This is a genomic window from Parashewanella spongiae, from assembly GCF_004358345.1.
GTDB classification, from domain to species: Bacteria; Pseudomonadota; Gammaproteobacteria; order Enterobacterales; family Shewanellaceae; genus Parashewanella; species Parashewanella spongiae.
In genome coordinates this window covers 1,023,140-1,046,707 of sequence record NZ_CP037952.1, presented here as the reverse complement: position 1 = coordinate 1,046,707, position 23,568 = coordinate 1,023,140, and the positions used below count along the sequence as shown (strand labels likewise).

The 23,568-nt window shown below is 40.3% G+C and carries 19 protein-coding genes; 4 read left to right on the top strand and 15 right to left on the bottom strand.

Features of this window, described 5'->3' with window-relative positions:
* Positions 1-193: 193 nt before the first annotated feature.
* A complete protein-coding gene (gene leuS, locus E2I05_RS03785) occupies positions 194-2,773 on the bottom strand; it encodes a leucine--tRNA ligase (protein WP_121852620.1) in 2,580 nt (859 codons plus the stop codon).
* A 193-nt stretch (positions 2,774-2,966) separates the two neighbouring features.
* Between leuS and E2I05_RS03780 the strand changes: the two genes are divergently transcribed.
* Together E2I05_RS03780 and E2I05_RS03775 are read left to right on the top strand one after the other, a co-directional pair.
* On the top strand, positions 2,967-3,467 hold the full coding sequence (locus tag E2I05_RS03780) for a zinc ribbon-containing protein (RefSeq protein WP_121852619.1): 501 nt from the start codon (positions 2,967-2,969) through the stop codon (positions 3,465-3,467).
* Positions 3,468-3,641: 174 nt separating this feature from the next.
* Complete coding sequence (locus E2I05_RS03775; protein WP_121852618.1) at positions 3,642-5,048, top strand: ankyrin repeat domain-containing protein; 1,407 nt, start codon at positions 3,642-3,644, stop codon at positions 5,046-5,048.
* A gap of 53 nt (positions 5,049-5,101) precedes the next feature.
* Here E2I05_RS03775 and E2I05_RS03770 read toward each other — a convergent pair whose 3' ends face one another.
* Positions 5,102-5,749 carry a thiopurine S-methyltransferase gene (locus E2I05_RS03770; RefSeq protein WP_121852617.1) on the bottom strand — a complete coding sequence of 216 codons (648 nt, stop codon included), beginning with the start codon at positions 5,747-5,749 and terminating at the stop codon, positions 5,102-5,104.
* A gap of 310 nt (positions 5,750-6,059) precedes the next feature.
* Here E2I05_RS03770 and E2I05_RS03765 point away from each other — a divergent pair, with 310 nt between their 5' ends.
* On the top strand, positions 6,060-6,584 hold the full coding sequence (locus E2I05_RS03765; RefSeq protein ID WP_121852616.1) for a hypothetical protein: 525 nt from the start codon (positions 6,060-6,062) through the stop codon (positions 6,582-6,584).
* A gap of 52 nt (positions 6,585-6,636) precedes the next feature.
* Here the strand turns inward: E2I05_RS03765 and E2I05_RS03760 are convergent, their stop codons facing one another.
* The 9 genes from E2I05_RS03760 to nadK form a co-directional block, all read right to left on the bottom strand.
* Positions 6,637-7,146 carry a nitrous oxide reductase accessory protein NosL gene (locus tag E2I05_RS03760; protein ID WP_121852615.1) on the bottom strand — a complete coding sequence of 170 codons (510 nt, stop codon included), beginning with the start codon at positions 7,144-7,146 and terminating at the stop codon, positions 6,637-6,639.
* Positions 7,146-7,964, bottom strand: coding sequence for an ABC transporter permease (locus tag E2I05_RS03755; protein ID WP_121852614.1), 819 nt, complete (start codon positions 7,962-7,964; stop codon positions 7,146-7,148). Before E2I05_RS03755 ends, E2I05_RS03760 begins: the two co-directional genes overlap by 1 nt.
* Positions 7,964-8,911: an ABC transporter ATP-binding protein gene (locus E2I05_RS03750; protein WP_121852613.1), complete on the bottom strand. Its 948-nt coding sequence runs from the start codon at positions 8,909-8,911 to the stop codon at positions 7,964-7,966. The genes E2I05_RS03755 and E2I05_RS03750 overlap by 1 nt, the downstream gene beginning before the upstream one ends.
* A complete protein-coding gene (locus E2I05_RS03745) occupies positions 8,901-10,298 on the bottom strand; it encodes a nitrous oxide reductase family maturation protein NosD (protein WP_121852629.1) in 1,398 nt (465 codons plus the stop codon). Before E2I05_RS03745 ends, E2I05_RS03750 begins: the two co-directional genes overlap by 11 nt.
* A gap of 106 nt (positions 10,299-10,404) precedes the next feature.
* Positions 10,405-12,294 carry a TAT-dependent nitrous-oxide reductase gene (nosZ, locus tag E2I05_RS03740; RefSeq protein ID WP_121852612.1) on the bottom strand — a complete coding sequence of 630 codons (1,890 nt, stop codon included), beginning with the start codon at positions 12,292-12,294 and terminating at the stop codon, positions 10,405-10,407.
* A 60-nt stretch (positions 12,295-12,354) separates the two neighbouring features.
* Entirely contained in the window at positions 12,355-14,433 is a 2,079-nt protein-coding gene (gene nosR / locus E2I05_RS03735) for a transcriptional regulator NosR (protein ID WP_243641042.1), read from the bottom strand.
* 277 nt (positions 14,434-14,710) lie between these two features.
* Complete coding sequence (locus E2I05_RS03730) at positions 14,711-15,007, bottom strand: c-type cytochrome (RefSeq protein ID WP_121852610.1); 297 nt, start codon at positions 15,005-15,007, stop codon at positions 14,711-14,713.
* 859 nt (positions 15,008-15,866) lie between these two features.
* The gene (locus E2I05_RS03725; RefSeq protein ID WP_121852609.1) at positions 15,867-16,292 is read right to left on the bottom strand and encodes a hypothetical protein; all 426 of its coding nucleotides are present in this window, start codon (positions 16,290-16,292) and stop codon (positions 15,867-15,869) included.
* Between the two features lie 460 nt (positions 16,293-16,752).
* Positions 16,753-17,631 carry an NAD(+) kinase gene (gene nadK / locus E2I05_RS03720; protein WP_121852608.1) on the bottom strand — a complete coding sequence of 293 codons (879 nt, stop codon included), beginning with the start codon at positions 17,629-17,631 and terminating at the stop codon, positions 16,753-16,755.
* A gap of 97 nt (positions 17,632-17,728) precedes the next feature.
* Between nadK and grpE the strand changes: the two genes are divergently transcribed.
* Complete coding sequence (gene grpE, locus E2I05_RS03715; RefSeq protein ID WP_121852607.1) at positions 17,729-18,337, top strand: nucleotide exchange factor GrpE; 609 nt, start codon at positions 17,729-17,731, stop codon at positions 18,335-18,337.
* 313 nt (positions 18,338-18,650) lie between these two features.
* Here the strand turns inward: grpE and E2I05_RS03710 are convergent, their stop codons facing one another.
* The 4 genes from E2I05_RS03710 to E2I05_RS03695 all read right to left on the bottom strand — a co-directional run bounded on the left by E2I05_RS03710 (position 18,651) and on the right by E2I05_RS03695 (position 23,557).
* Positions 18,651-19,763 (bottom strand): glycoside hydrolase family 172 protein, encoded by a 1,113-nt coding sequence (locus E2I05_RS03710; protein ID WP_207805259.1) that lies wholly within the window; start codon positions 19,761-19,763, stop codon positions 18,651-18,653.
* 28 nt (positions 19,764-19,791) lie between these two features.
* Positions 19,792-20,220 carry an RbsD/FucU family protein gene (locus E2I05_RS03705; protein WP_121852605.1) on the bottom strand — a complete coding sequence of 143 codons (429 nt, stop codon included), beginning with the start codon at positions 20,218-20,220 and terminating at the stop codon, positions 19,792-19,794.
* A gap of 8 nt (positions 20,221-20,228) precedes the next feature.
* On the bottom strand, positions 20,229-22,025 hold the full coding sequence (locus E2I05_RS03700; protein ID WP_121852604.1) for a sodium:solute symporter family protein: 1,797 nt from the start codon (positions 22,023-22,025) through the stop codon (positions 20,229-20,231).
* A gap of 392 nt (positions 22,026-22,417) precedes the next feature.
* Positions 22,418-23,557 (bottom strand): Gfo/Idh/MocA family protein, encoded by a 1,140-nt coding sequence (locus E2I05_RS03695; RefSeq protein WP_121852603.1) that lies wholly within the window; start codon positions 23,555-23,557, stop codon positions 22,418-22,420.
* Between the last annotated feature and the right edge of the window lie 11 nt (positions 23,558-23,568).

Genomic DNA, 23,568 nt, shown 5'->3' with positions numbered 1-23,568 from the left:
CTGCTATTTTCGCCTTGTACTAGACGAAGCTAGTCACACTGTAGATTGAATTTAAACTTATTGTCTATAAAACATTAAATTATAGATTTCATTATCTCGAACTCAGGTTAAGTATGACAGATTGAAAAACAAAACGCTTTGAGTTTGAATCCATTACCTTTCATCAAGCATCAAAGCGCCTTTTCAACCTATTTTAGTTCGCAACAATATTCAGTAGCTTACCCGGTACATAAATGATTTTACGAATAGTATTACCGTCAGTAAATTTAGCCACGTGTTCATGACTCAATCCTAATGCTTCAACTTCCTCTTTAGTCGCATCGGCCGCAACGGTGATTTTGGCTCTTACCTTACCATTTACTTGAACAATTATAAGTTTGCTGTCTTCAACCAATGCTGATTCATCGACCTCTGGCCAGCGGCTATCTTCGATTGCGCCAGTGTTGCCTAATTCATTCCACAGTTGGAAACTCATGTGAGGCGTGATTGGGTAAAGTAAACGTGCGATCGCTGACAGAGCTTCGGCAATAATAGCTCTGTCTTGTTCGGATTCTTTTTTCGCTTTAGTCAGGTGATTCATTAATTCCATTATTGAAGCAATGGCCGTATTGAACATTTGACGACGACCGATATCATCAGTGACTTTTTGAATGGTTTTATGCAGTTCACGGCGAAGCGTCTTTTGGGCGCTGTTCAGGGCTGATTTATCTAAATTAACCGTGTCACCTTGTGCAAGATGATCACTTGCAAGTTTCCATATACGCTTGATGAAACGGTGTGCCCCATCAACGCCAGACTCTTGCCACTCAAGTGTTAACTCTGGAGGCGATGCAAACATCATGAATAAACGAACCGTATCCGCACCGTACTTTTCAACCATAGTTTGTGGGTCGATACCGTTATTTTTAGACTTAGACATTTTGCTCATGCCGGTGTAAGTCAACACGTTGCCATCTTTATCAACTGCTTTAATGACACGGCCTTTATCGTCTTTCTCAAGCTCTACTACATCTTGTGGCGAAACCCAAACTCGAGCTCCTTTAGCGTTGGTGTAGTAATAAGCATCAGCCAACACCATGCCTTGAGTAAGTAATCGTTTTGCAGGCTCATTTGAATCAACCAACCCTGCATCACGCAGTAATTTATGGAAGAAACGGAAGTACAATAAGTGCATACAAGCATGCTCGATACCACCAATGTACTGATCAACCGGTAACCAGTAGTTTGCTTTGGTTGGATCAAGCATTTGATCAGCATGAGGGCTACAGTAACGTGCGTAATACCAGCTTGACTCCATAAAGGTATCAAACGTATCGGTTTCAGCCATCGCTTTTTGACCGTTAATCGTCAATTCAGCCCATTTAGTATCGGCTTTAATTGGGCTTTGAATGCCATCCATTACAACATCTTCAGGTAATTCCAAAGGCAGTTGCTCTTCTGGAATTGGCATGACTGTACCGTCTTCCAATGTCGCCATAGGGATAGGAGCTCCCCAGTAACGCTGACGAGAAACGCCCCAATCACGCAAACGATAATTAACTTTACGAGTGCCTTTGTTTTCCGACTCTAGCTTAGCTGCTATCGCATCAAAGGCTTGTTCAAAGGCTAAACCGTCGAATTCGCCCGAGTTAAACAATACGCCTTTGTCTATGAAAGCCACTTTACTGATGTCGAGCTCACCTTCATTTGGTTTGATCACGGCTTCAATGTTTAAGCCATATTTTGTGGCGAACTCATAGTCACGTTGATCGTGTGCAGGTACAGACATAACCGCACCAGTACCGTAGCTCATCAACACAAAGTTTGCGGCCCAAATAGGTACTTGTTTACCTGTAAGAGGGTGCGTTGCATATTGGCCTGTAAATACGCCAGCTTTTTCGATGGTAGCAATGTCTGTTTCGGAGGTGCTGCTGTTTTTACATTCATCGATAAAGTTGGCAAGTTCGGTATTATTTTCTGCGGCTTCTTCGGCTAATGGGTGACCTGCAGCAACAGCGACATAAGTCACGCCCATTAAGGTATCAGGGCGAGTGGTATATACATCGAAGCTTTGGTCACTATCGGCAACATTAAAGGTAATTTCAACCCCTTCACTTCGACCAATCCAGTTACGCTGCATAGCTTTAACTTGATCTGGCCATTCAGGTAAATCATCTAAATCGTTAAGCAATTCTTCAGCATAGGCGGTAATTTTTATGAACCACTGTGGAATATCTTTTTGCTCTACAGGGGTATCACAGCGCCAACAGCATCCATCTTGTACTTGTTCATTCGCCAATACTGTTTGGTCATTGGGACACCAGTTAACAGAAGCTGTTTTTTTATAAACTAAACCTTTTTCGTAAAGTTTAGTGAAAAACCATTGCTCCCAGCGATAATACTCTGGAGTACAAGTTGCAATTTCACGGCTCCAGTCATAACCAAAACCTAGCATTTTAAGCTGGTTTTTCATGTAATCGATGTTTTTGTATGTCCACGGAGCGGGTGCCGTTTTATTATTAATGGCGGCATTTTCTGCTGGAAGACCAAATGAATCCCAACCGATAGGTTGTAGAACATTCTTGCCTTGTAGACGCTGGTAGCGTGCCACAACATCACCGATGGTGTAGTTACGCACATGACCCATGTGCAAACGACCTGAAGGGTATGGGAACATTGATAAGCAGTAGAATTTTTCTTTGCTTTCGTCTTCGGTTACTTCAAAGGTTTTACTTTCAGCCCAGTGTTTTTGAACATTAGCTTCAATTTCTGAGGGATTATATTGCTCTTGCATCAACTTCTTCCGGCAGTGCCCAAATCATCTATAAATCATACTCAATTGCTCGATATGTAAGCAGAAAAGTCTAGATCGTATATTTTTGATCTGGCGCGTGGTTTCCATAAATAATTAGGCATAGGATAAACTATATTAAGTCCACCTTGTACTTAAAATTAGCGGTTATCACCTGATTAATGGAGTACTAAATATGAGTGAAAGAAGCAGTGCATTACTTAAGTTGTATCAAAGCTTAATAAAACAGATCCAACAAGAGTACCAAATGGATAACACACTGACAGCAAATGATTTATTTCAGTCAGTTGCACATGGTAAGCAGTTTTTAGCACTTAAGCAGGGTTCTGACATAAAAGAGCTTGCATTGGTCGAAGAATTTTTAAAACGTGATATTTCGGCTTTTTTGAAACAACAGAATGAATCTAGCTTAGCATCAAGCCCGACGATGCTAGCAATTGAAAATACACTCTGGCACTGGCTTGGTGAAATTAGCGATCGCAGTCAAGTCGAATGGCATGAGCTTGCACAGGAATTTGAACACCATGGTTTCTATCAGGTTGGCGATATAGTCAGTCAAGGGCAAATTATTTGTAATCAATGTGGACATGGCTTCAACATTGAGTTTCCAACCACGATTCCGTCTTGTACTGAATGTGACTGTGAGCAGTTTAGTCGAGAGCCTTTAGAACCATAGAAACATACTCTCAGATTTAGTCTATCTACTTATTAAAGTTTTATGTGATTAAACAGTCATTAAGTAGTTATTAATAATTGTTTAATCGCTGCACTTTAGATCGACAGTCGCCTATTATCATCTTCATTTTCTATTGAATTTTACTTACTTATAGATTGAGAAGGCTAAATAAATATGGCGGTTGAATCGGCGTCACCAATGCTCGTTATCTCGACACAAAAAAATTCAGAGACATCAGTATCTGAATTCGATCTTCAACTATGCAGTGATGCAGCTACTAGCGGCAAAAACTTGATAGTGAGTTTATATAGTGAGACTTTGGGTAAACAAGTTGAAAAACAATATCAAGTCAGAGAGAGTAAGCAGTCTCCTCATTGGTCTTTTGTGTGTTCTGAAATTGCGGTCGAGCAATTAGGCTTCTTAAACCCAATACATCCAAATTATGAGGAGTATAAGAACGGAGTAGTGACTGAATTTAAAGCGAAACTGCGTCATTTTAGTCAAAAATTAGATTTCATCTATAAGCTCTTTGTAAATGCTCAACATGGGGAAAATATTTCCTACAAAACTATCGAAGATAAGGATGAAGCGAAAAGGGTTGTGAATTTTTGTATGGACGATGGTTGCACACCTTTACTTGCGGCATGTGCCAGTAAGAAATCGGCACCAGCTACGATAAAACAGTTAATCTCATTTGGCGCTAAAATTGATTCAACTCGAGGTAATCGATGTGCCTTAAGTTTTGCTTGTGAACGTGGCGATTATAAAGTCGTTGAAGCCATGCTTAATAATGGCGCTAATCCAAACCCTAAAACTCCAAAAGGGGGAATATCACCACTGGCATGGGCTGTGTTGAGAGATGATAATCCACTTAAATTAGTTACCTTATTACTTGATAATGGAGCCGATGTCGATGGCTGTTGCCCAGAGTTTCAAAGCACACCGCTAATGGAATCTGTACACGCGGCTGATATAAAAGTAATGCAGTTGTTACTGCAAAGAGGGGCGAAAGTAGACTTTGTTAATTCAGCAGGAAGAACGGCACTGTTTCATGCCATTGCGAATAGATGCATGCAGCACGCACAACTTTTGATTGATTATGATGCGAACCTTGATGTAAAAGATAAAAAAGGAGAAACGCCATTTTCTGTGTATGGAAAAGCTGCAGACGAATTTGAAAGTGACGCAACGGTTCCTGCAGAAACCACTTTTTTAAAATATGCCATTGAAAAGGATTGTTGGTCAGTCGCCATCGGTTTCTTAAAAGCAGACCAGACTAGAGGCACGCAGCTAGTGAAAGAGCTAGACACCAAGAAAAGCGCGTCGACAATTTATAAAACGGAAGCTTTGCTAAATCTTATTGGCGGAGCAGCAACTACTAATGCCACAGGCCAGACAATATTATATTTTGCACTTAAAGCAAGAGACCTAAAAGCAGCTGCAGAAATTATTAAACTAGAACCGAAACAAATTTCTCTGTTGTCGGCGAATAAAAAGCATAGAGCTGAATTATGCAAGCAACCAACTCTAAAGGAATTTATCACCACAGCTGAATCAAAATTCGCAAAAGAGGCTCCCTAATTAATAAGATGGGGGATTCATTAGCTTAATTGAGTTTTATGAATGCGATAGAGTCATTTTTTCGTTAATTTATAAACCGTTTCTTGCATCTGCATAATGCCATTTTTTCTAAATCCAGGTGGAGTGTCTACTATCGTTTCAGATAATTTTTGAATGATAAAGTCCTTCGAGAATAGTTGTTCAACTTCGTATTTTGGGACGGAGTATGGTGGGCCATCAACCTTATTTTGGTCGTAGTCGAGAGTAACTAATAAGCCTTGTTGTAGCTCACTTGCAACGGTTAATAATTGATTAACGTATTGCTGGCGTAATCCTCGTGGGAGCGCAATGAGTGCGGCGCGATCATAAAATACATCACTGCTAATTTCACCTATTGGCAAAGTAAAAAAATCACCTTGATAAATATTGATACCATCATCGCACCACAGATGATTTGAGCCCGATTTTTCAATTTTAGGGTTAAGTTGTTGCTCGTTAAAAAATGACTCAACAGCCACTTCGACCAGCTCGGCACCAACAACTTTAAGTCCTTGTTTTTGTAACCACATTAAGTCCTGACTTTTTCCACAAAGTGGGACAAATACATTTTTTCGTATTGAAGTGACTTTTTGCCAATGTTCAATTAAGTGTGGGTTTACTTCGGCAAGGTGAAAGCCAATACGACCTTCACTCCAACGGTTTGTCCAGTCTTGAAGACTCATAATGATTAGCGCTTAGAATAATAAAAACAGTGTGTTAGATTATACAAAAAATAACAAAGTTAAACCTAAAAACATCAGTTGAACGCTGAGTATATGAGTAACTGTTTGAGTCAATAAGATGACTTTATCATCATGGCTTTCACCCAATGAGTGAAGTGCTCTACGCTCACAAGCTTGCTAAAATGGCTGCTATCTGCGTTGTAACTTTTGCAAGTAGAATAACTACTTGCTGCAAGCTACGCCTTACTATCAGCCATTTTTCTATGCTTGAGAACGCAGTCAACTGATGTTTCTAGGTTAAAGAGAGTTTATGACAAATAAAAAATGGTATAAAAAGCCAGAAATGATTGTAGCGATGTCGGCGTTAGTGATGACACTTGTAACGACAACTGTATCAGTTTATTCCGCATATATTGACCGCTCTTATGCCAGAGCCTCTGTTTGGCCAAGGCTGCAGATATATAGAAGCTATGGGGATACTCATTTTAGTTATGGTGTGAACAACCCAGGCAATGGGCCTTCAATCATTAAGTATGCAAAAGTGACTTACCAATCTAAGCCTATATCTCGTTGGAACGATATTCCTGAATTTCCTCAACATATTCAGTCCCATTTAGGCCAATTAATTTTAGCTGCACAAGATAAGCTTGTACCAATGACGAGTTTACGAAACAAGCCAAAGGATAATGAAAAGTTTCTTGAAATTGATAAGAGTGTAGAAATAGAATTATGCTATTGCTCTATTTACAATGAGTGCTGGTTAGTAAATCGTGCTAACAATCCTAAGTCCATTAAGTCTTGTGTCATTGACCCTAAAATTGCATTCAAACAGTAATGCAGAGTAAAAAGGCTGCGATTGACTAGTTACAGCCTTTCATTCTTTACATTTATAGCATGCCCATCTTAATGTCTTTAAATGGGTATACTTTTCCTCCAAATTCTTGTGAAAATTTTTCAGCATCGGTTTTTAAGCTAAAGCTGGCTATGGTTTTTCCCATCGCGCCAGTTTTATTTGAGCCTACAACAAACCATGCTTTTCGGGCATCAATGAAGTAGCTATCATCTGGCTTATCCCAGTGGCTCTTACTCATGTCGTGCACAAACACTTCTTTCACTTGCTTTTGGTATTCAGGGTCGAGTAAGAAACTGAACATATCGCGAGTCGAGCAAAACTTTTTCACTTTATCTGATGTTTTGGTGTATAGCTCACCTTTTGGCCCGGGAAAATTTGTAATTAACATGCCGCATAAATGACATTCGTCGCCAGCATGGATTTGCTGAGCCTGCCTTACACTTAGTTCAGATTCATTTTGACCACAAGCCGAGACAAAAGTGATGAACAAAAGTGTAAAAGCCGTCTTCAAGTTGATGTTTATTTTATTATTTAGGTTAATCATTAAAGTGTTTTCCTATTAAAAATAATCGCAGCGGCCGATAAAGGTGTGGCTATCCATGCGATCTGCAACCCTAATAAACCCATTGGTGAAATGCTGCCATTAATGGCGATAGCTAATACGCCATTTACATCTGAGGTATCAAGGCTCGCAAGATTGACCATACGAAATATATCAGCCGGATTGAATAGCATGAGTTGCACCAGTTGCTGCTGTGATAAGCCATCTTCAATGCCCACTAAAACAGCGAGCATGGCTAAATCAAACACTAATATGAAAAAGAACCATAAGATAAGCGCAAGCCCTGCCGCTTTGGATTTTTCATTGACGAGTAAGCTGATCACATAAGCAATAGATATAAAACTTAAACCAAGCAAAATAGCAGTGGCGATGAATAATCCAAAGCTATGAAAAACCGCAGCTGGATCAGATTGCGTGCTCAGCAGTATGGCTGCACTGCCAAAGCCTATCAGCGTAGCCAGCGCTATAATGGCGCCTTGTCCTGTAAATTTTCCAAGCAAAAGTTGGCGGTGACTGATCGGGTAGGTGAGCAGCAACAATAACGTACCCGACTCTTGTTCCCCTACAAAGCTGTCATAAGCTAAAAGCAATGCAATCAGTGGGATTAAAAAAACAGCAAGACTGGATAAGCTGGCAATGGTCGATGATAACGACGCAATACCAATTTGTCCGGATGCGACGGAGCCATAATAGCTCAGCCCAAGCGATAAAACGGCAAAAATCAAGGTAATGGAGATAAACCAACGGTTTCTCAGTCCATCTTGAAACTCTTTTATGGCAACAGAGAGGATCGGATTCATTATTTTTGCTCCTGTGTGAGCGTGTGTGCTTTATGGCTCGCGTTGAACTTTCCAGAAAGATAATATTGATAGACTTGTTCTAAATCCGCAGGCTCGACTTGAATGTCAGTGATGCTTTCCATATCCAACAACTGCCTTGTAATGGTGAGTTTTTGTGATTCAGGAACCTGTAGATGATTGGCTTTCACCAAAAAGTCGACAAAACGTTCATCCGCTACTAATGCACCGTTCAACCCTTTGGTTTTAATATTCACGGGTAATTGAGCTCGCTCTCTAAGCTCAACTAAGCTGCCTTGAGCAAGAGGTTGACCACTTGAAATGATCATGGCTTTATCAATATGTTGCTCAACGCCCGGCAGCACGTGAGAGCATAAGATAATACTTGCACCACTGACTTTGAGTTTATCAACACTCTGATAAAACTCTTGTGTTGCGATAGGGTCGAGCCCCACAGTCGGTTCATCAAGCAGTAATAACTTGGGAGTACCGAGAAAGGCTTGTGCGAGGCCCAGTCGTTGTCTCATGCCTTTAGAGTAAGTCTTTACAGGACGCTTCATTGCATGAGTTAATCCTACTTGCTCAAGTAACTCAACCACTTGAGACTTAGGTGCTTGTTTGAGCCTTGCAAAGTAAGTGAGTACCTCTTTACCTGTCAGGTGGTCATAAAAACTGACATTTTCAGGTAAGTAACCAATATGTTTACGGCTTTCAAATGCCTGCGCTGACATAGGATCAGTATCAAAGACTTTTACTTCGCCGTGAGTTGATTTGATGATGCCTAAGATAAGCTTCATCATTGTGGTTTTTCCGGCACCGTTATGGCCAAATAAGCCGAGTACTTCACCGGCAAATAAATTTAAGTTGACGTTTTTAAGTGCGGTTACTTTGTCATAATGTTTAGCAACATTGTGCATTGTCACTACTGGCTGATCCGCGTTATTTTTCATGAGTGTTATTCGCCATAGTTAGTGTACTTTTATTATCATCATTCATAATGGGTTGCATTAGCGGATGGCTGTCTTTTACACCGGCTGGTTTTAATACTGGAAATTGCCCTTGTATCCACCGCAAAATAAGCACTGCCGGACTGTCGAGCAGCATTTTTGCCTCAGGGTACTGCCAGACTAATTTATCAATGCCATCATTGGGTTCGAAAGGCGCATCACCTTGGTTGTCGTTGTTTAAATCCCAGCCTAGGTAGTTACTCCAATAGTTACCTATGCCGTCTTTGCTCCACTCTTCTTCGCGATTTGCCACAAATTTTACTTGGACTGGGTTATTAATAAAATTGTTAGCAAAAACTTTGGTTTTTTCCGAACCCGCGGTGAGGTGAATACCTATTTCAGCCGTATCTACAGTATTATGATCAATGCTGTTATAAGCCGAGTTATACACAAATAAGCCTTTTCCTTCTCGGCCTAATACTTTATGTTCAGGCTTAGTCCAGACGTTATAAATTTGATTGTGATGAATTTTTGAGGAGGTAATGAAATTGAGTAAAAAACCGTAATCTTCACTGTCGCGGCTGATGTTGTGGTGAACATCAAGGTTACGAGAGCTCATTAATGCGTAGCCCGCTCGAGTATTATAAGCGGTATTGTATTTCACCGTATTGCTGTGGGAGTACATGTAGTGGATCCCATAACGTAAATCGTGCATGGTATTATTTTCTAATACATTATTTTGGCTTGATATAATGTACAAACCATCGCGAACCTTGCTGACATCATTATTACGCACTTCGACGTTTTGAACGATAGACAGTTGGATGGCATTACCACGATCTGCTGAGCGTAATTTCGGATTGCCAATAATGACGTTATTCATTACCTGAATGAACTTTCCTTTTTCCAACCAAATACCGAAAGCATCACCATTTAGATAATTATTCTTGATGACTAAATGTTCGCTGCCTTTTTTTGAATAAATGCCTGCATTTTGTTCCGTTAGGTCTTGCCCCCAATTGATAATCTTAAGGTCTTCGATGTTGGTATGTGATTGTTCGATAAATAGCGCGTTACCTGTTCCATTTGCATCAATGATGGCTTGCTTGTCAGTTTTTGCCTTTAGCGTGATGGCGTGGGGAATCGTGAAATTGCCTTGATAAGTGCCTTCTGATAGCAATATGGTGTCGCCATCTTGAGCGTTATTGAGGATGTGTTGTAAATTGTCTGATGGCGTTGCGATATGAGTGGCGCTGGAAGCGGCATGAGGGAAAAGTAATATCGCCAAAGAAAAAAAAATGGCTTTAAAGTAAGAAGGACGATAAAGAAAACGACGCAAAGCCTTAAAGGCGACCTGCGTGGAAAGAGTAAAAATTATCAAATGCGTCATATCATCGTATATCCATTCCATTTGAGATTGAAAATAACAGAAGCACCTTGCGGTGCTTCTGGCTTAGTACGCGAACTTAATGTTGAACCTAAATAAATCGGTTGAATTAAGCTTCAACCAACATACGGCCACGCATTTCCATGTGTAGTGCATGGCAGAACCAGTTACAGTAATACCACTGTACGCCCGGCTGATTGGCGATAAAGGTCACAGAAGATGTTGCTTGTGGACCAACTTCCATTTGCACACCGTGGTTGGTCATACAAAAACCATGGGTCACATCTTCAACTTGGTCTAAATTTGTCACTACAACAGTAACTTCATCACCCAGTTTGACTTTAAACTCATTCATACCGAAGTTCGGTGCAATTGATGTCATGTATACGCGCACTTTATTGCCTTCACGGATAACTTTGTTGTCAGTTTCTAGCGTTACGCCGTCTTTTTTCGCCATAGTGACAGTATCTGCAAAAATTGGGTCATCACGAGTCCAAAGTTTTTTAGGCTTCACTTTGCTGCGATGAACAATCATACAGTCATGAGGTTCAGCGAAAGTTGGGCCATCGTGAACTAGCTTCATTTCGTCGCCTGAAATGTCAATGAGCTGATCATTCTCTGGGCGCAGCGGACCTACTGGCAAGAATCTATCTTTAGAGAACTTACACAGTGAGATTAGCCATTTACCATCTGCATCACGCGATTCGCCTTGTGATGTATGGTTATGACCCGGCTGATAGTGAACATCTAACTTTTGGCGTAGATAGTTAACTTTTTCACCATTATGAGCGCGGATAGCGTCTTCAACATTCCATTTTGCAATCTGGCTGTCTAAGAACAAGGTTGTATAAGCGTTGCCGCGATTATCAAATGCCGTATGCAGTGGGCCTAAGCCTAATTCTGGCTCAGCTACAATGGTATCTCTTGGCTTGATTTTGTCGTTGAATAGATCGTCTAACTTGTCGATTGCAATGATTGAGACTGTTGGTGATAACTTACCATTGGCTACAAAATATTGACCAGAAGGTGAAGTATTCAAACCGTGTGGCGATTTAGGTACTGGGATATAACGGGTGAGTTCAGAACCTTTACGACCGTCTAGTACTGGGATCTTGTTACTATTGTAAGTTTTGAACTTACCTGCTTTTACTGCGGCTTCACAACGTGCAAGGTTAAATACCACAACATGATCACGTTCAGCGGTGATCATTTCACCAAGGTTCATCCCCATTTCAGAGTTGTAACACGTTGACGCGAAGTATTTGCCATCGAAATCAGCATCTGTGTTATCCAAGTTGCCATCAACCATGACTTGGAAAGCGACTTCCATGCTTTCAGCATCGATGACATTGAACAATGAGCGGTAAGTGCTCACATCTTCCAGTGATGCTTTGCCATCGTTGTTCATTGGAATTTCGAATTCACCATTACAAATGATGTATTTTGTATAGGGGACTTTTTGAACACGTAAACCATGAATCGCTTGCACATTTGGTACAGTGAGCATTTTATCTGTTTTCATAACATCACAACGAATACGAGCTACACGAGTGTTCGCTTTGTCGTTAATGAAAACATACTTACCGTTGTAGCTTCCGTCCGTCATACTCATGTGTGGGTGATGTGAATCGCCCGCAAGCAAATGGGCGCTATCACCTTTAATGCGTTTACTTTCGTTGGTTATCCCCCAACCTGTGGCGCTATCAACGTTAAATACAGGTATACGCATCAATTCACGCATTGACGGAATGCCAAGAATACGTACCTCTCCAGAGTGACCACCACTCCAAAATCCGTAATACTCATCCAACTCACCAGGGTGAACTACTGCGCTGTTGCCCGCTTCTTTTGCTTGAGCTTTCGCCATTGAAGCAAACATAGCAGCTGTCATTGGTGCTGCAACTGCGCCGGCACCTAAAAGCGCTGATTTGCCCATGAACCGACGTCTGTCAACGTTTTGGACTTCTTGTTGAAGTTCCTTGTTATCTTTATCTTGCATGGTGCTTCTCCGTTATGGCTACCGGCGTAGCCGTTGTATAAAAGTCGTTAAGTGTTATCTTTATCCAACATTAACTGCTGGTATTTGTTGTTCGTTTTTCCGTTTTTTGTACGCCATCTTTTTCAAAGGAGGGCATTTTTCATCATCAAAATAAGTGACTTGGCAGTCGAGACAGTAATGGCACTCGCGCATATTGATTTCACCATTCGGATAAATGGCTTGGATTTCGCATTCTTTAGCGCAAGTCTTGCAAGGTTGCCCGCATTCTTTGCGGCGTTTTAACCAATCAAATAAACGCACACCATTGCCAACAGAAAGTGCAGCGCCAAGCGGACATAAATAGCGACAGAATGTTTTGCGGTTCACTAGATTAATTACAATCAACAAGGACGCCCATGCAATGAAGGGCCATTCGCGGCTAAACTTTAATAAGAAAGTTGTTTTAAAAGGCTCGATTTCAGCAAACTGTTCAGCGGTAGCGAGTGATTCAAGCGATAAACCAAATAAGCCAAGTAGAATAAGATACTTAATCGCCCATAAACGTTCATGAACAGCAAATGGTAATTCAAGTTGAGGGAGTTTCAGCCAACGGCCAAACACATTAACCAGTTCTTGCAGTGCGCCAAATGGGCATAACCAGCCACAATACACAGCCCGCCCCCAAAGAATGATAGTGACGGCAGCAGCGCACCAGAGCACGAATATAATGGGATCAAGCAGGAATAAGTCCCAACTAAAGTTCGACATTAAGGCTTGTAAGAAGGTAAATACGTTGACGATAGAAAGCTGTCCACCCCAGCTCCAACCAATAAACACGACAGTCATAATAAGAAAACCATGTCGTAAGCGGTGCATGAAAGTAGGGTGTTGAACCAAAATATCTTGGAAAAATAAGATCAGCAGTAGCACACCAATGAGCAACAATAACACTACAACCTCAGGTGTTTTTTCTTTCCAAACTTGTTGAGTCAGTGTTAACTCTGGCTCAGGAATAATGGCTGGTGGTGTATCGACATATTGTTCTAGAGGATCATATTGACCTTTAAAGCTGGTAAATAAGCTATCAATTGGACCTGTTTGGCGTCTAACTAATAATTCCAATTGCCACGGAGCACCCGGATCAAACTCAAAATGCTCTTGAACTCGAAACAGTGACATTTCTTTAAATGATGGCGCACCATCAATGTAATTGTCAGTAAGTCGTTGATGATCGAGATCGCGAAACGAAATGGCTTCTTCATTTTGGTGAACTTGGATACGATCAAAAATACCACCTCGTACATAGCCACTGCCTTTGAACGAATATCCATTGCCTAAAAGGGCAACAATGTGCTCGCCAGCTTTCAGCTTTTGTACTTGATAATCGTACTCTGCATCGCCAAGTAAATTTCGACCTATGGTAGGAATGTCAGCTAAGGTATAAAAAACCTCTGCGAACATGTCTTGCTTTTGTGTCGTTGTTGCTTCGTCAACATGTTCTGCGGCAGTGCCTATAAAAGCTTCATCGACGGTATTTCGATTTAAGAACAGTTTCCTGATAGAGCCATCACCAACCAGTGTTTGCCAGTTTTCTTTTGTGAAGATCTCTTTTTTGATGGTTGAAAGTGGTTGTATGACGTTTGATTTAGGCTCAATGATCCCAAGTTCAATAGCGGCTTTAGTGGCGGCTTTGGTGATTGCAACATTCATCACCATTACAGTAACAGTTGCGCCAGATAAACCGTCAATAGCCACAGTACCTTGAGTTTTATTACCACCAACTTTTAGACGATCTGAAACAGATAGTCCTTTATATTGGTCGGCAAAAATATCAAGTTTACTGGCTGGAATGCCTGCGAGAATAATTGGTTCGTGGTGCTCTAGCACATTTGCAGTTAGGTAATTACCAGCGGGGTCGATTACCACTAACATGTTGACAGGTTCGCCTGAATAAGCGGGAATTCTCGCAATATCATTAGTTTCGAAGGCGTAACCAATGATTTCTTCGCCTTTGTAAATAGTTCTTAGTGACAGTTCACCTTCTTTATCACTAATCGTTGTGGCTTCGGGGAATGTCTGTTCAATAATAGGAAGCGGGTCTTTTGGTGGGCTGACGAACAAGGCAAAACTACTGGCAGAGAATAACCATAGTCCAGCCATTAAAAATATTGACCACCAACTTTTCAATTGGCTTTTTAACTTTATTGTGCGCATTGCCGCGTTCGCCTTTATACAGAGTGCGACAAATTGTCGCAGCCTTTAATGAGGCAAGTTTAATGAGTGTTAGATCAAAGCATCATGATTGAGATCAATAAATAGATGAAAGGTTGTACAAATTGATGAGTAGTGAAATATTATTGTTATTATTAAATCCTATTATTAAAAATAAAAAAAGCGCTAACAACATGTAGCGCTTTTAATCGTAAACAATGCAAAATTACTTCAAACTTGCATAGTAGGCTGAAATGTTTTTCATATCAGCATCAGATAGAGGCATAGCCATTGGACCCATGACTGGATCTTTACGAGTACCATCTTTAAATGCTTTCAACTGCTTTTCAAGATACTGGGCATGTTGACCTTTAAGGTTAGGGTACATAGGGATCGCTGATGTACCGTCTGCGCCATGACATGCCGCACACATACCAGACTTCGCCTTACCCGCTGCAATATCAGCAGCAATTGCTGGCATAGTGAGAGCGCTAGCCAACGCAAGCAAAACTAACTTTTTCATTATTTCTCCTCAGAGTGCTTTCTATTTTGACGTTCCAAAAGCAATCTTAAAGTTTATTGTATTGTTTTTATACAGTTATTTTACTAAAAAGTAACTTAAATGGTTTTAAAGTGTGATCTGCCACACTTTTATCGACATTTTTGATAACGATATTCCAAATTAATACCAATTACAGTAATTAAATACTCAACTCAGAGCTAGGTATGTGCTCAAAGTGCAATCGAAATTGATGAAGGCATAAGTACCTGACCATAAGTTTCTTAAGATTTTCTAGTGCCCAGTTTCAGCACTCTACGGTGTTGCAACTTCGGTTACATAGCTACGGCTATGCGCCCTACTTTGCGTCTTGTATAGCACTAAACCTGAACACAATAATTATCAAAAAACTTATCGACAGGTACTTAGTTGTTACCGACATACAAAAATGTCGTTATTACATTGCTACGTCAAGACAATTTTGAGAAGTATTCTTTATGAACCAAAGTGAGCATATACAAGCTCCCGAAGGGCAAGGCTACAGGTTTCCGTTACTGCTTTGCACGTTCTTGGATTATCCCAATAGTACTTCGAGCTTGTGCCTTGTACTGAAAACCTTTATCTCTTGCTGAGTGAGAGATTAATTACTGTAATTGGTATAAGTGTACCGAGTTGTCGACATAAGTAATTGACTTGAGACAAGTGGAAACTCAAGTGTAGAGGTTTTGAAGAAAAGAGGGATATAGGAATAATCGATATATTCGTGCAGAGAGTTCTATATTTGCAGACTCAGCGTATTCTTTCTATAAATGACACCAAAATAAAAATGCAAAATAATTGATTGGATTGCCGTTTAATTAAGTTATTGGTGATTACTTTATGACTATCTCACGGTTTTTAATTCAAGCAGTTGGAGGTTAATAATTTGCTTTTTTGTTTTTAAAGCGTTCAGCTGTGCATTTATAGATGCAATTTGTCCAGGATTTATATCTCTTTTGAGTCGTGAATTAAGATTCTTAATTTTTTGATTAATGCTTGTTAGTTGCCTTTTAAAGTCCATATTCAGATGCAGTGCTTTTACGTTTGTTCTGGCAGTTTGATTCTGCACTCTAGTTGTTTTTGGTGAGTTTAGGAGCGCTTCGTGAGGTATAGCTTGTTCTTGATCTGTTAATGAATTTGACTCAAGCAAAGGAGAGGTGATATTTCGCTTTCTACGGTCAACAGCACTACCTCGTTCCTGCTTAGGCATGTCTTGTGTAACCATGAAATAGGATGAGCTACTGTTCAAATTAAGTCCTAGAAATGACATAACGAAATCCTCATCGAATTAATGATGTTGAGCCTAAATAAATCGGTTGAATGCACAATTTAACTCTAATTTATTGAAGTTAAATTCAAAATTAAACAACCCGAATTCACCCATCAGGTGAGTGCTGAACATTCATATACTTACCAAAATCACCGCTAGCTGCGTTATAAATTTTGCAAGTAGAAACGAAGTAACGACAGTTTTGTATGTCGGTAACCACTACTTGCTGCTATTCATGTCTTGCTATCAGTAATTTTTCTGCGTATATGAACGCTCCCAATAGATTTATTACGTGCTGAAGATAACTTCTTTTTGGCTGAAGCGCTAATAATAGAAAATTACATCTAATAACAATTTTGCTTGTTAAAGTATTTTCTGTGGAAAAAATAAACACCTATGGAAACAATACTGCCATAATAAGCAACCTTAATCGATAGAGATTTACTGCTAAAAGCTACAATCAAAACAGTTTACTGCCCCAACCAAGTTTATTCCTAAGAACATGAAAATAATTGTGCCCATCAGGATGAATAAGGCGAAGCCTATCAGTGCTGCGACGAATGATGATTTCGTCACCGGGCAAAACGGCTAAATGCACATGACCATCACAGCTCACTTCCAAGTTATCGCCATTATCGGGTGAAACCAGCAACTTTATCGTGCTATTGGCATCTACAACAATCGGTCGGCAAGATAGAGTATGTGGAAACATTGGCACAAGGATCAGTGCATCAAGATTTGGGGTTAAAATTGCGCCGCCAGCGGAAAGCGAATATGCAGTAGAGCCTGTGGGTGTTGAAACAATCATGCCATCGGCGCGTTGGCTATACATGAATTTGTCGTCAATATAAACTTCAAATTCAATCATGTGGGCAATTTTACCGGGGTGTAGTACGGTTTCGTTTACAGCGGTATTACTTGACTTGAGTTTGCCGTGACGATGTACTTCTGCTTCTAGCAAAAAGCGATGCTCGGTTTCAAAATCACCTTCTAATACTTTACTTAAGCAACTTTCGAAGTTCTCGGGATCTAAATCCGTAAGAAAACCAAGGTTGCCGCGATTTACGCCGATCACGCCGATATCGAAACGAGATAACACTCTAGCCGCCCCTAGCATGTTGCCGTCACCTCCAACGACAATAGCAAGGTCGCATTGGCGCCCCAATTCAAGCAAGCTAACTGGAGTTGCTGTTGTATCAATATCTTTAGCAACTCGCTCTTCAATTACTACGTCTAACCCTTCTTCTCTTAACCAGTAGTTAAGTGCTTTAAGAGTAGTATTTGTATCTTGATGATGCGGCTTACCGATAAGGCCGACAGTTTGAAATTTGGTTTTCATATAATATTGATAGTCGCTTTACACTTGAAACGCTAGAATTTATCCCCATAATATGCCCAGAGCATGCAGAAACAAAGTATTTTTAGCTGGAGTGGAAATGAGTAACGAATCAATCAAGACAGAAGAAGACCAGATGGAAGACGTTGTAGCAGAAACAGTTACTGAAGAAGCAAGCTTAATTGACGAATTAACACAAGCTAGCTTTCGGGTTGAAGAGCTTGAACAGGCTCTTTCAGAAGCCTCAGCTAAAGTTGATGAGCAAAAAGATTCGGTTGTTCGCGCTGCCGCTGAAGTCGATAATATTCGCCGTCGTGCAGCACAAGATGTCGAAAAAGCACGTAAGTTTGCACTCGAAAAGTTTATTAATGAACTACTTCCAGTATTAGATAATATGGATCATGCCGTTGCTGGTTTGAACATTGATACGGAAGAAGGTGCAATGAAAGCACTACATGAAGGTGTTGAATTAACACGTAAGAGCTTATTAAGTGCCGTAGAAAAATTTGGAGTGAAAGAATTGAGTCCACAAGGTGACGCTTTCAACCCAGATCAACATCAAGCCATCGGTATGCAGCCAAGTCCTGATTTTCCAGCTAATACAGTTATGATGGTGATGCAAAAAGGTTATTTATTGAATGACCGTTTATTACGCCCTGCCATGGTGATGGTGTCGCAAGGCGGTGCCAGTGTAAATACTGAAGCTTAATCTTCGATTACGGTTTACAGTATAATAAAGGGCTGATTTTCATAATCAGCCCTTTATTAGTTTTACGTTTTTGAAATCTAGTCTGTAAATGGGGGAAAAAGTTTAACTTTTACCTGAAACCTACAAAGTTCAGCTAACTTTGCGGTCACTTCAAAGTACGCTGGAAACGAAGTAATACCATTAATTACAATATCGTGCCTAGGTATCTTGCCAAGTGTTAGCTAACATTTTTAACGTCAAGTTTTAGCACTTTACTGCGTTGCAATTCCGCTTAGATTGCTAAAACAACGGCTCTGAATAAGCAAGTTTCTGGTCAGTTTGTTGATAGTTCATCCCGAGTTTGAAGTAACTTAAACGGAACTGAAGGCAAAGTTTGATACCAAAAAGCAACAGCGGAAACATCATCCTGCCTAGGTCGATATTTTCTGTTTTTGATATCACCATCCCAATTCGCAAAATCAAACCAGCCTAATACTTGGCAAGTCACCTTTAAATGATGCTTAAATCGTATTGGATCTGGGATATGCCAACGGTACATCCCAAATCGTGTTTGAGATTGGTAAACACCGTCTGGACGGATAACTTGTGGGACACCTGCAAAAAGAGAATTATAACGGCTGTAAGCACTTTCCTTTCCAGGCTCAGCGACACCTATATCATAATTATGAGAGCCTAAAAAGTAGTCTTCTGTTCCCGTACCGCAAATGGTAGGGTAAGTTTTGTCATCGTCGATATAAAATTTAACTTCACCTTCACCCCACCAACCTGGCGAGTTAACACCCCAAGCCATATATGTTCCAATATAATGTCCTTGCCCTTCTATATTATCTACAATAGTGAAGTCAGTTTTCGGCTCAGTTGGATTTTGTCGCTGAAATGACGCATGAAAGTAAGCACAATGTTTATCAATTTCAGTTTCTGAATAATCAACTTGATAATAAATTTGTGTGTCGCAAGTTGAACGATTTTCTAATGTTATTTTAGCTCGACTACGAAAAGGCATTTCCCAAAAACAGTTATAGGACTTACCGGGAAGTACGGCTACAGGCATTGAATTTACCTCAGCATAATGTTCCCATCCATTACAAAAAAAATCCCCTAATGGTACTTCAACTGATGGGTGAACTTGATCGTCCCAATACATGCGCAATATTAAATCTCGGCCTTTCACATCTGCCAGTTTTGTCAGCCAAATGTGTTGAATCATGCCCTGTTTATTTATATCTGCAAGTGTGAAAGTCTCACCGGCTTTTAAATCTATCGAAGGAGAAACTTTCCAGCCAACACCCAACTCCCGAGAAGGAATAGCGCCCGTCCCTGTGGTTGCCATGCCGCCCTTCCCTGCTTCTCCTGAAAAATTTTCAGGAGTGATAGATCGTGATCTTGCATTGGATAAATGAGAAAGACTGCCTAAACCATTAAACATATTGTACTCCTTGGCGTTGTTATTTTCCCTAGAAAATAATCCCTTTGGTAACAATGATATTGCCATATAAACGGGTTTCACCTGTCTGAATAATGGTAAAGCAATCTTTAGCGGCTTGGTAAAAAGCATGCCGTTCTAGTGATTCAAAAGGGGAGCCTTTAGATGGTGACTGCGAAACAATGGTTTTAAAGTCATTAACAATTTCCGGTACTGCATCAGGTTTATCAACTACCTTCATCGTACAGCATGGTGCTGCTACAAAAGTATCTAAAGGTAAGACAGACAACACGGCTTCCAAAACGGTAGTTACACTTAAGCCTGCTAATGTAATAACTTCATCATGATTACTGTTTGCTGGAAAGTTAGCATCTACTATCGCTAAAGTATCACCGTGCCCCATTGATCGAAGGCTATGCAAAATATCTGGTGTTAAAATTGGATTAATATTTAGCAGCATTTTAGTCCCTATTGTGCAATATTATTTTGTATCGGAAACTCTTTTAATTTGCGAATAATACTGGGTAACTTTTGTTTAATAATGAACCCGAAAAAGCCAGCTAAAACAAGATTGATGATAGCAAGCTGCAATTGATCAAATATAAAGTAACCGATTGAAAAAAGTAAACAATAAATAAATCCAATACTGCTAATACAAGCAATAGTATTATCCTTTATTCCAGCCGATACTGGTTCAACTTGTGTTTCAACTCTAACACGTTCCCATCCTGAACCATGAATACGAAGCTGCTGATAAAACCGTTTTGTTTGCTCACTTGGCCCTTTTCTTGATGTAAACAAAGTGACAGTTAAACAAAGGACTAAAGTGATGACTGTCGTAATAAGCATTCGAACAGCAAACCAATGCTCACCCTTTTCATCAGGTAAAATCCAAAGCATGGCGTTGCCAATTACTGCTGCACCGATCAAAGCAGATATTTCTGACCAAACATTAATTCGCCACCAATACCAACGCATGATCAGCACTAAAGAAACCGGTGTAATAATAACCGCAATGTACTCGTAGGCAGAGAGAATACTGGTAAGTTGGGTGGTAACTAATAGTGCGATACCCGCCAAAACTAACATGCTATAACGTGCGACTTTTACGTAGTGATGCTTTGATTTATTTTTAGCAATAAAAGGTTGGTAAATATCATTTACGAGATACGATGAGCCCCAATTAAGCTGGGTATCCAAAGTACTCATAAATGCGGCCAGTAACGAGGCAACCATAACCCCTTTAAGCCCTACAGGTAAAAAGGAGTCAATCATCTGCGGATAAGCATGCTCGGCATCAGCCAATGCAGGAAAATAGATCAATGAAGCCACGCCAACCACAATCCAAGGCCAACTTCGAATCACGATATGGCAAAAAGCAAACCAATAAAGGCTCAGCATGGCATCTTTTTCTGTACGGCATGCCAATGTGCGTTGTAGATAAAATGAAGATCCAGGTGCTGCATTCCACCAGCCTATGACTAGTAAGATAGCAAATGTGGCGGTTTTTAAATCCCAATTAAGTTCAGGAAAAAAGTTTAGCGTGTCCGTTTTAAATCCCGGGGCTTGTTGTAATGCGACCGCAATACCACCTTGAGGCAATAAATCAACATACACGATGACCGCTAATGCAATCGCGCCCACTATGGCTAAACCGAATTGAATTAAGTCTGTATAGACGACACCGTATAAGCCTGATAATGCCGTGTAAGCAACCGCAGCGACAGACAATAGAATTAAAATGGCTGTTGTTGCCGTAATAGCACCAAAAAGTGGAAGTACGAACAGTGGTTCTGATGACAGCCCTAGAATCGCAACGATGATTTTTGACATCGCGAGAGTGACGGAGGCAATGATAATGCTATTGATAAATACACCATCAAAGAGTGCTTTGAATATTCTTAATCCGTCGACAAAAATACTGCTATCGTACCTTAACCGGATCAGTTCAATTTCGGTTAACACTTGAGAACGACGCCATAAGTTAGCAAAGAAGAATACCGAAACCATGATCCCGATTAAACCAATCCACCAAATCCAGTTGGCATAAACTCCTTGCTCTCTTACCGCTCCAGCGACAAACAAGGGTGTGTCAGAAGAAAACGTGGTAGCGACCATTGATGTGCCAGCGATGTACCAAGGTAAGGAACGACCAGCAACAAAGAAGTCTGTTGTACTCGCACTGGCTTTTTTGGTAAACAACAAGCCGATAGCGATGGCCGCAAACACATAAATGGCAACGATTATCCAATCTAACGTGCTCATAACTTTTTCCTTGTTATTTTATAATTATTATTTTTGATCCTAACGAAAACTCAGAGCTTAATTCGTGCTTAAATTTATTTACCGTTTACAAAAGCTCATAGACATTTCCAAATGCTATGGTGGCATTAAACCTAGAAAATCAGTTGGACGCATAGAAGTAAGATAACTAACTCAAGTTCAACCATAAAAGCCATAAAGTGTATTCATCCATTGAGTGAATGCTTGACGTTCGTAAATTGGCTAAAATTACCGCTTGCTGCGTTGTAACTTTTATAAGTAGAAACGAAGTAACAACAGTTTTGTATGTCGGTAACCACTACTTACTTCAAGTCACGCCTTGTCATCGAAAATTTTCTCTGCGTTTAAGAACGCCACCAACTGATTTTTCTAGGTTAAACCGATAATCCGTAAGAATCAAAGCGCTCCCATAGCTCAGTGAGATCAATGATAGAGTTTTGGGTTCTTGCTTCGTCGATTTTTATGGCGGTCAAGCCTGCTTCGAGTGCATTGATAATAGAAACAGGGAGTGGTGTTCCATTTTCAAAATGATCTATCCAATCTGCGGCCATTTGCTCTTCTGCGCCATAATGCATAGAAATAGTATCATCATGCTGATAGGTAATATCTTTGATAAGAGCTGATGTTTTAGCATCGTGTACTTTAAAGTGAGCACGAACAAAATCACCTTCAGCCATACCATTTGTTCCTACAACACAAAAATGTCGGTATTCGTCAGGCACATTTAAATTAGTGTGAAAGCAAAGATTTGTGCCATCTTGATATTCGATAATTGCAACTTGATTATCAATAAGTTGTCCATCATTAAATACGGTATTTGTCCCTCCCCATCGAGACTTTCTTTCATGATAGATAGAAAGATGCTCTTGGGCTGAATTATCCGCTGTAAAGGTTTTTCGTCCGCCAAAACTGGCGATTCTTTTAGGGCGACAACCAACGACTCCTTGATATAAATCAATATCATGGCAGCATTTTTCCAGCATAAACCCACCAGACATTGCAGGGTTTCTGCGCCAATCACGCATAAAAAAAGCACCATGTTCTGGGGCTATATGCTCAGAAGCTTCAATACTAACAAGTTCACCTAGATCACCGTTTTGTTTTGAAGCTATTAAGTCTTTATAGAGCGGAGAGTATCTCAGTACCATACCAACAAGGATGTCATCGGCAGCATCATACTGTTTGATTAAATCTAATAATTCGAAGGTTTCAGACTCTGTAATTACTACAGGCTTTTCTGTAAATATTTTTAATCCGTTTTTAAGTCCTAATTTTATTTGCTCAAGATGTAGATGGTTGGGAGATCCTATCATTAGAAAGTCAAGAGTTTCGGTTTCTAACATGCTTTCAAGGCAATGGTAGCCACGCATTTCTATCTTACGTTCTAGCATGTAATCAAGCTTAGAAGGGGTTGGATCAGCATAAGAAATGATTTCGAAACCTGGAATTAAATCAGACATGACTTTTGCTACATAGCTAAGTCTATCCCCGAGTCCACAAAGACCTACTCTCATAGTTCACCTCT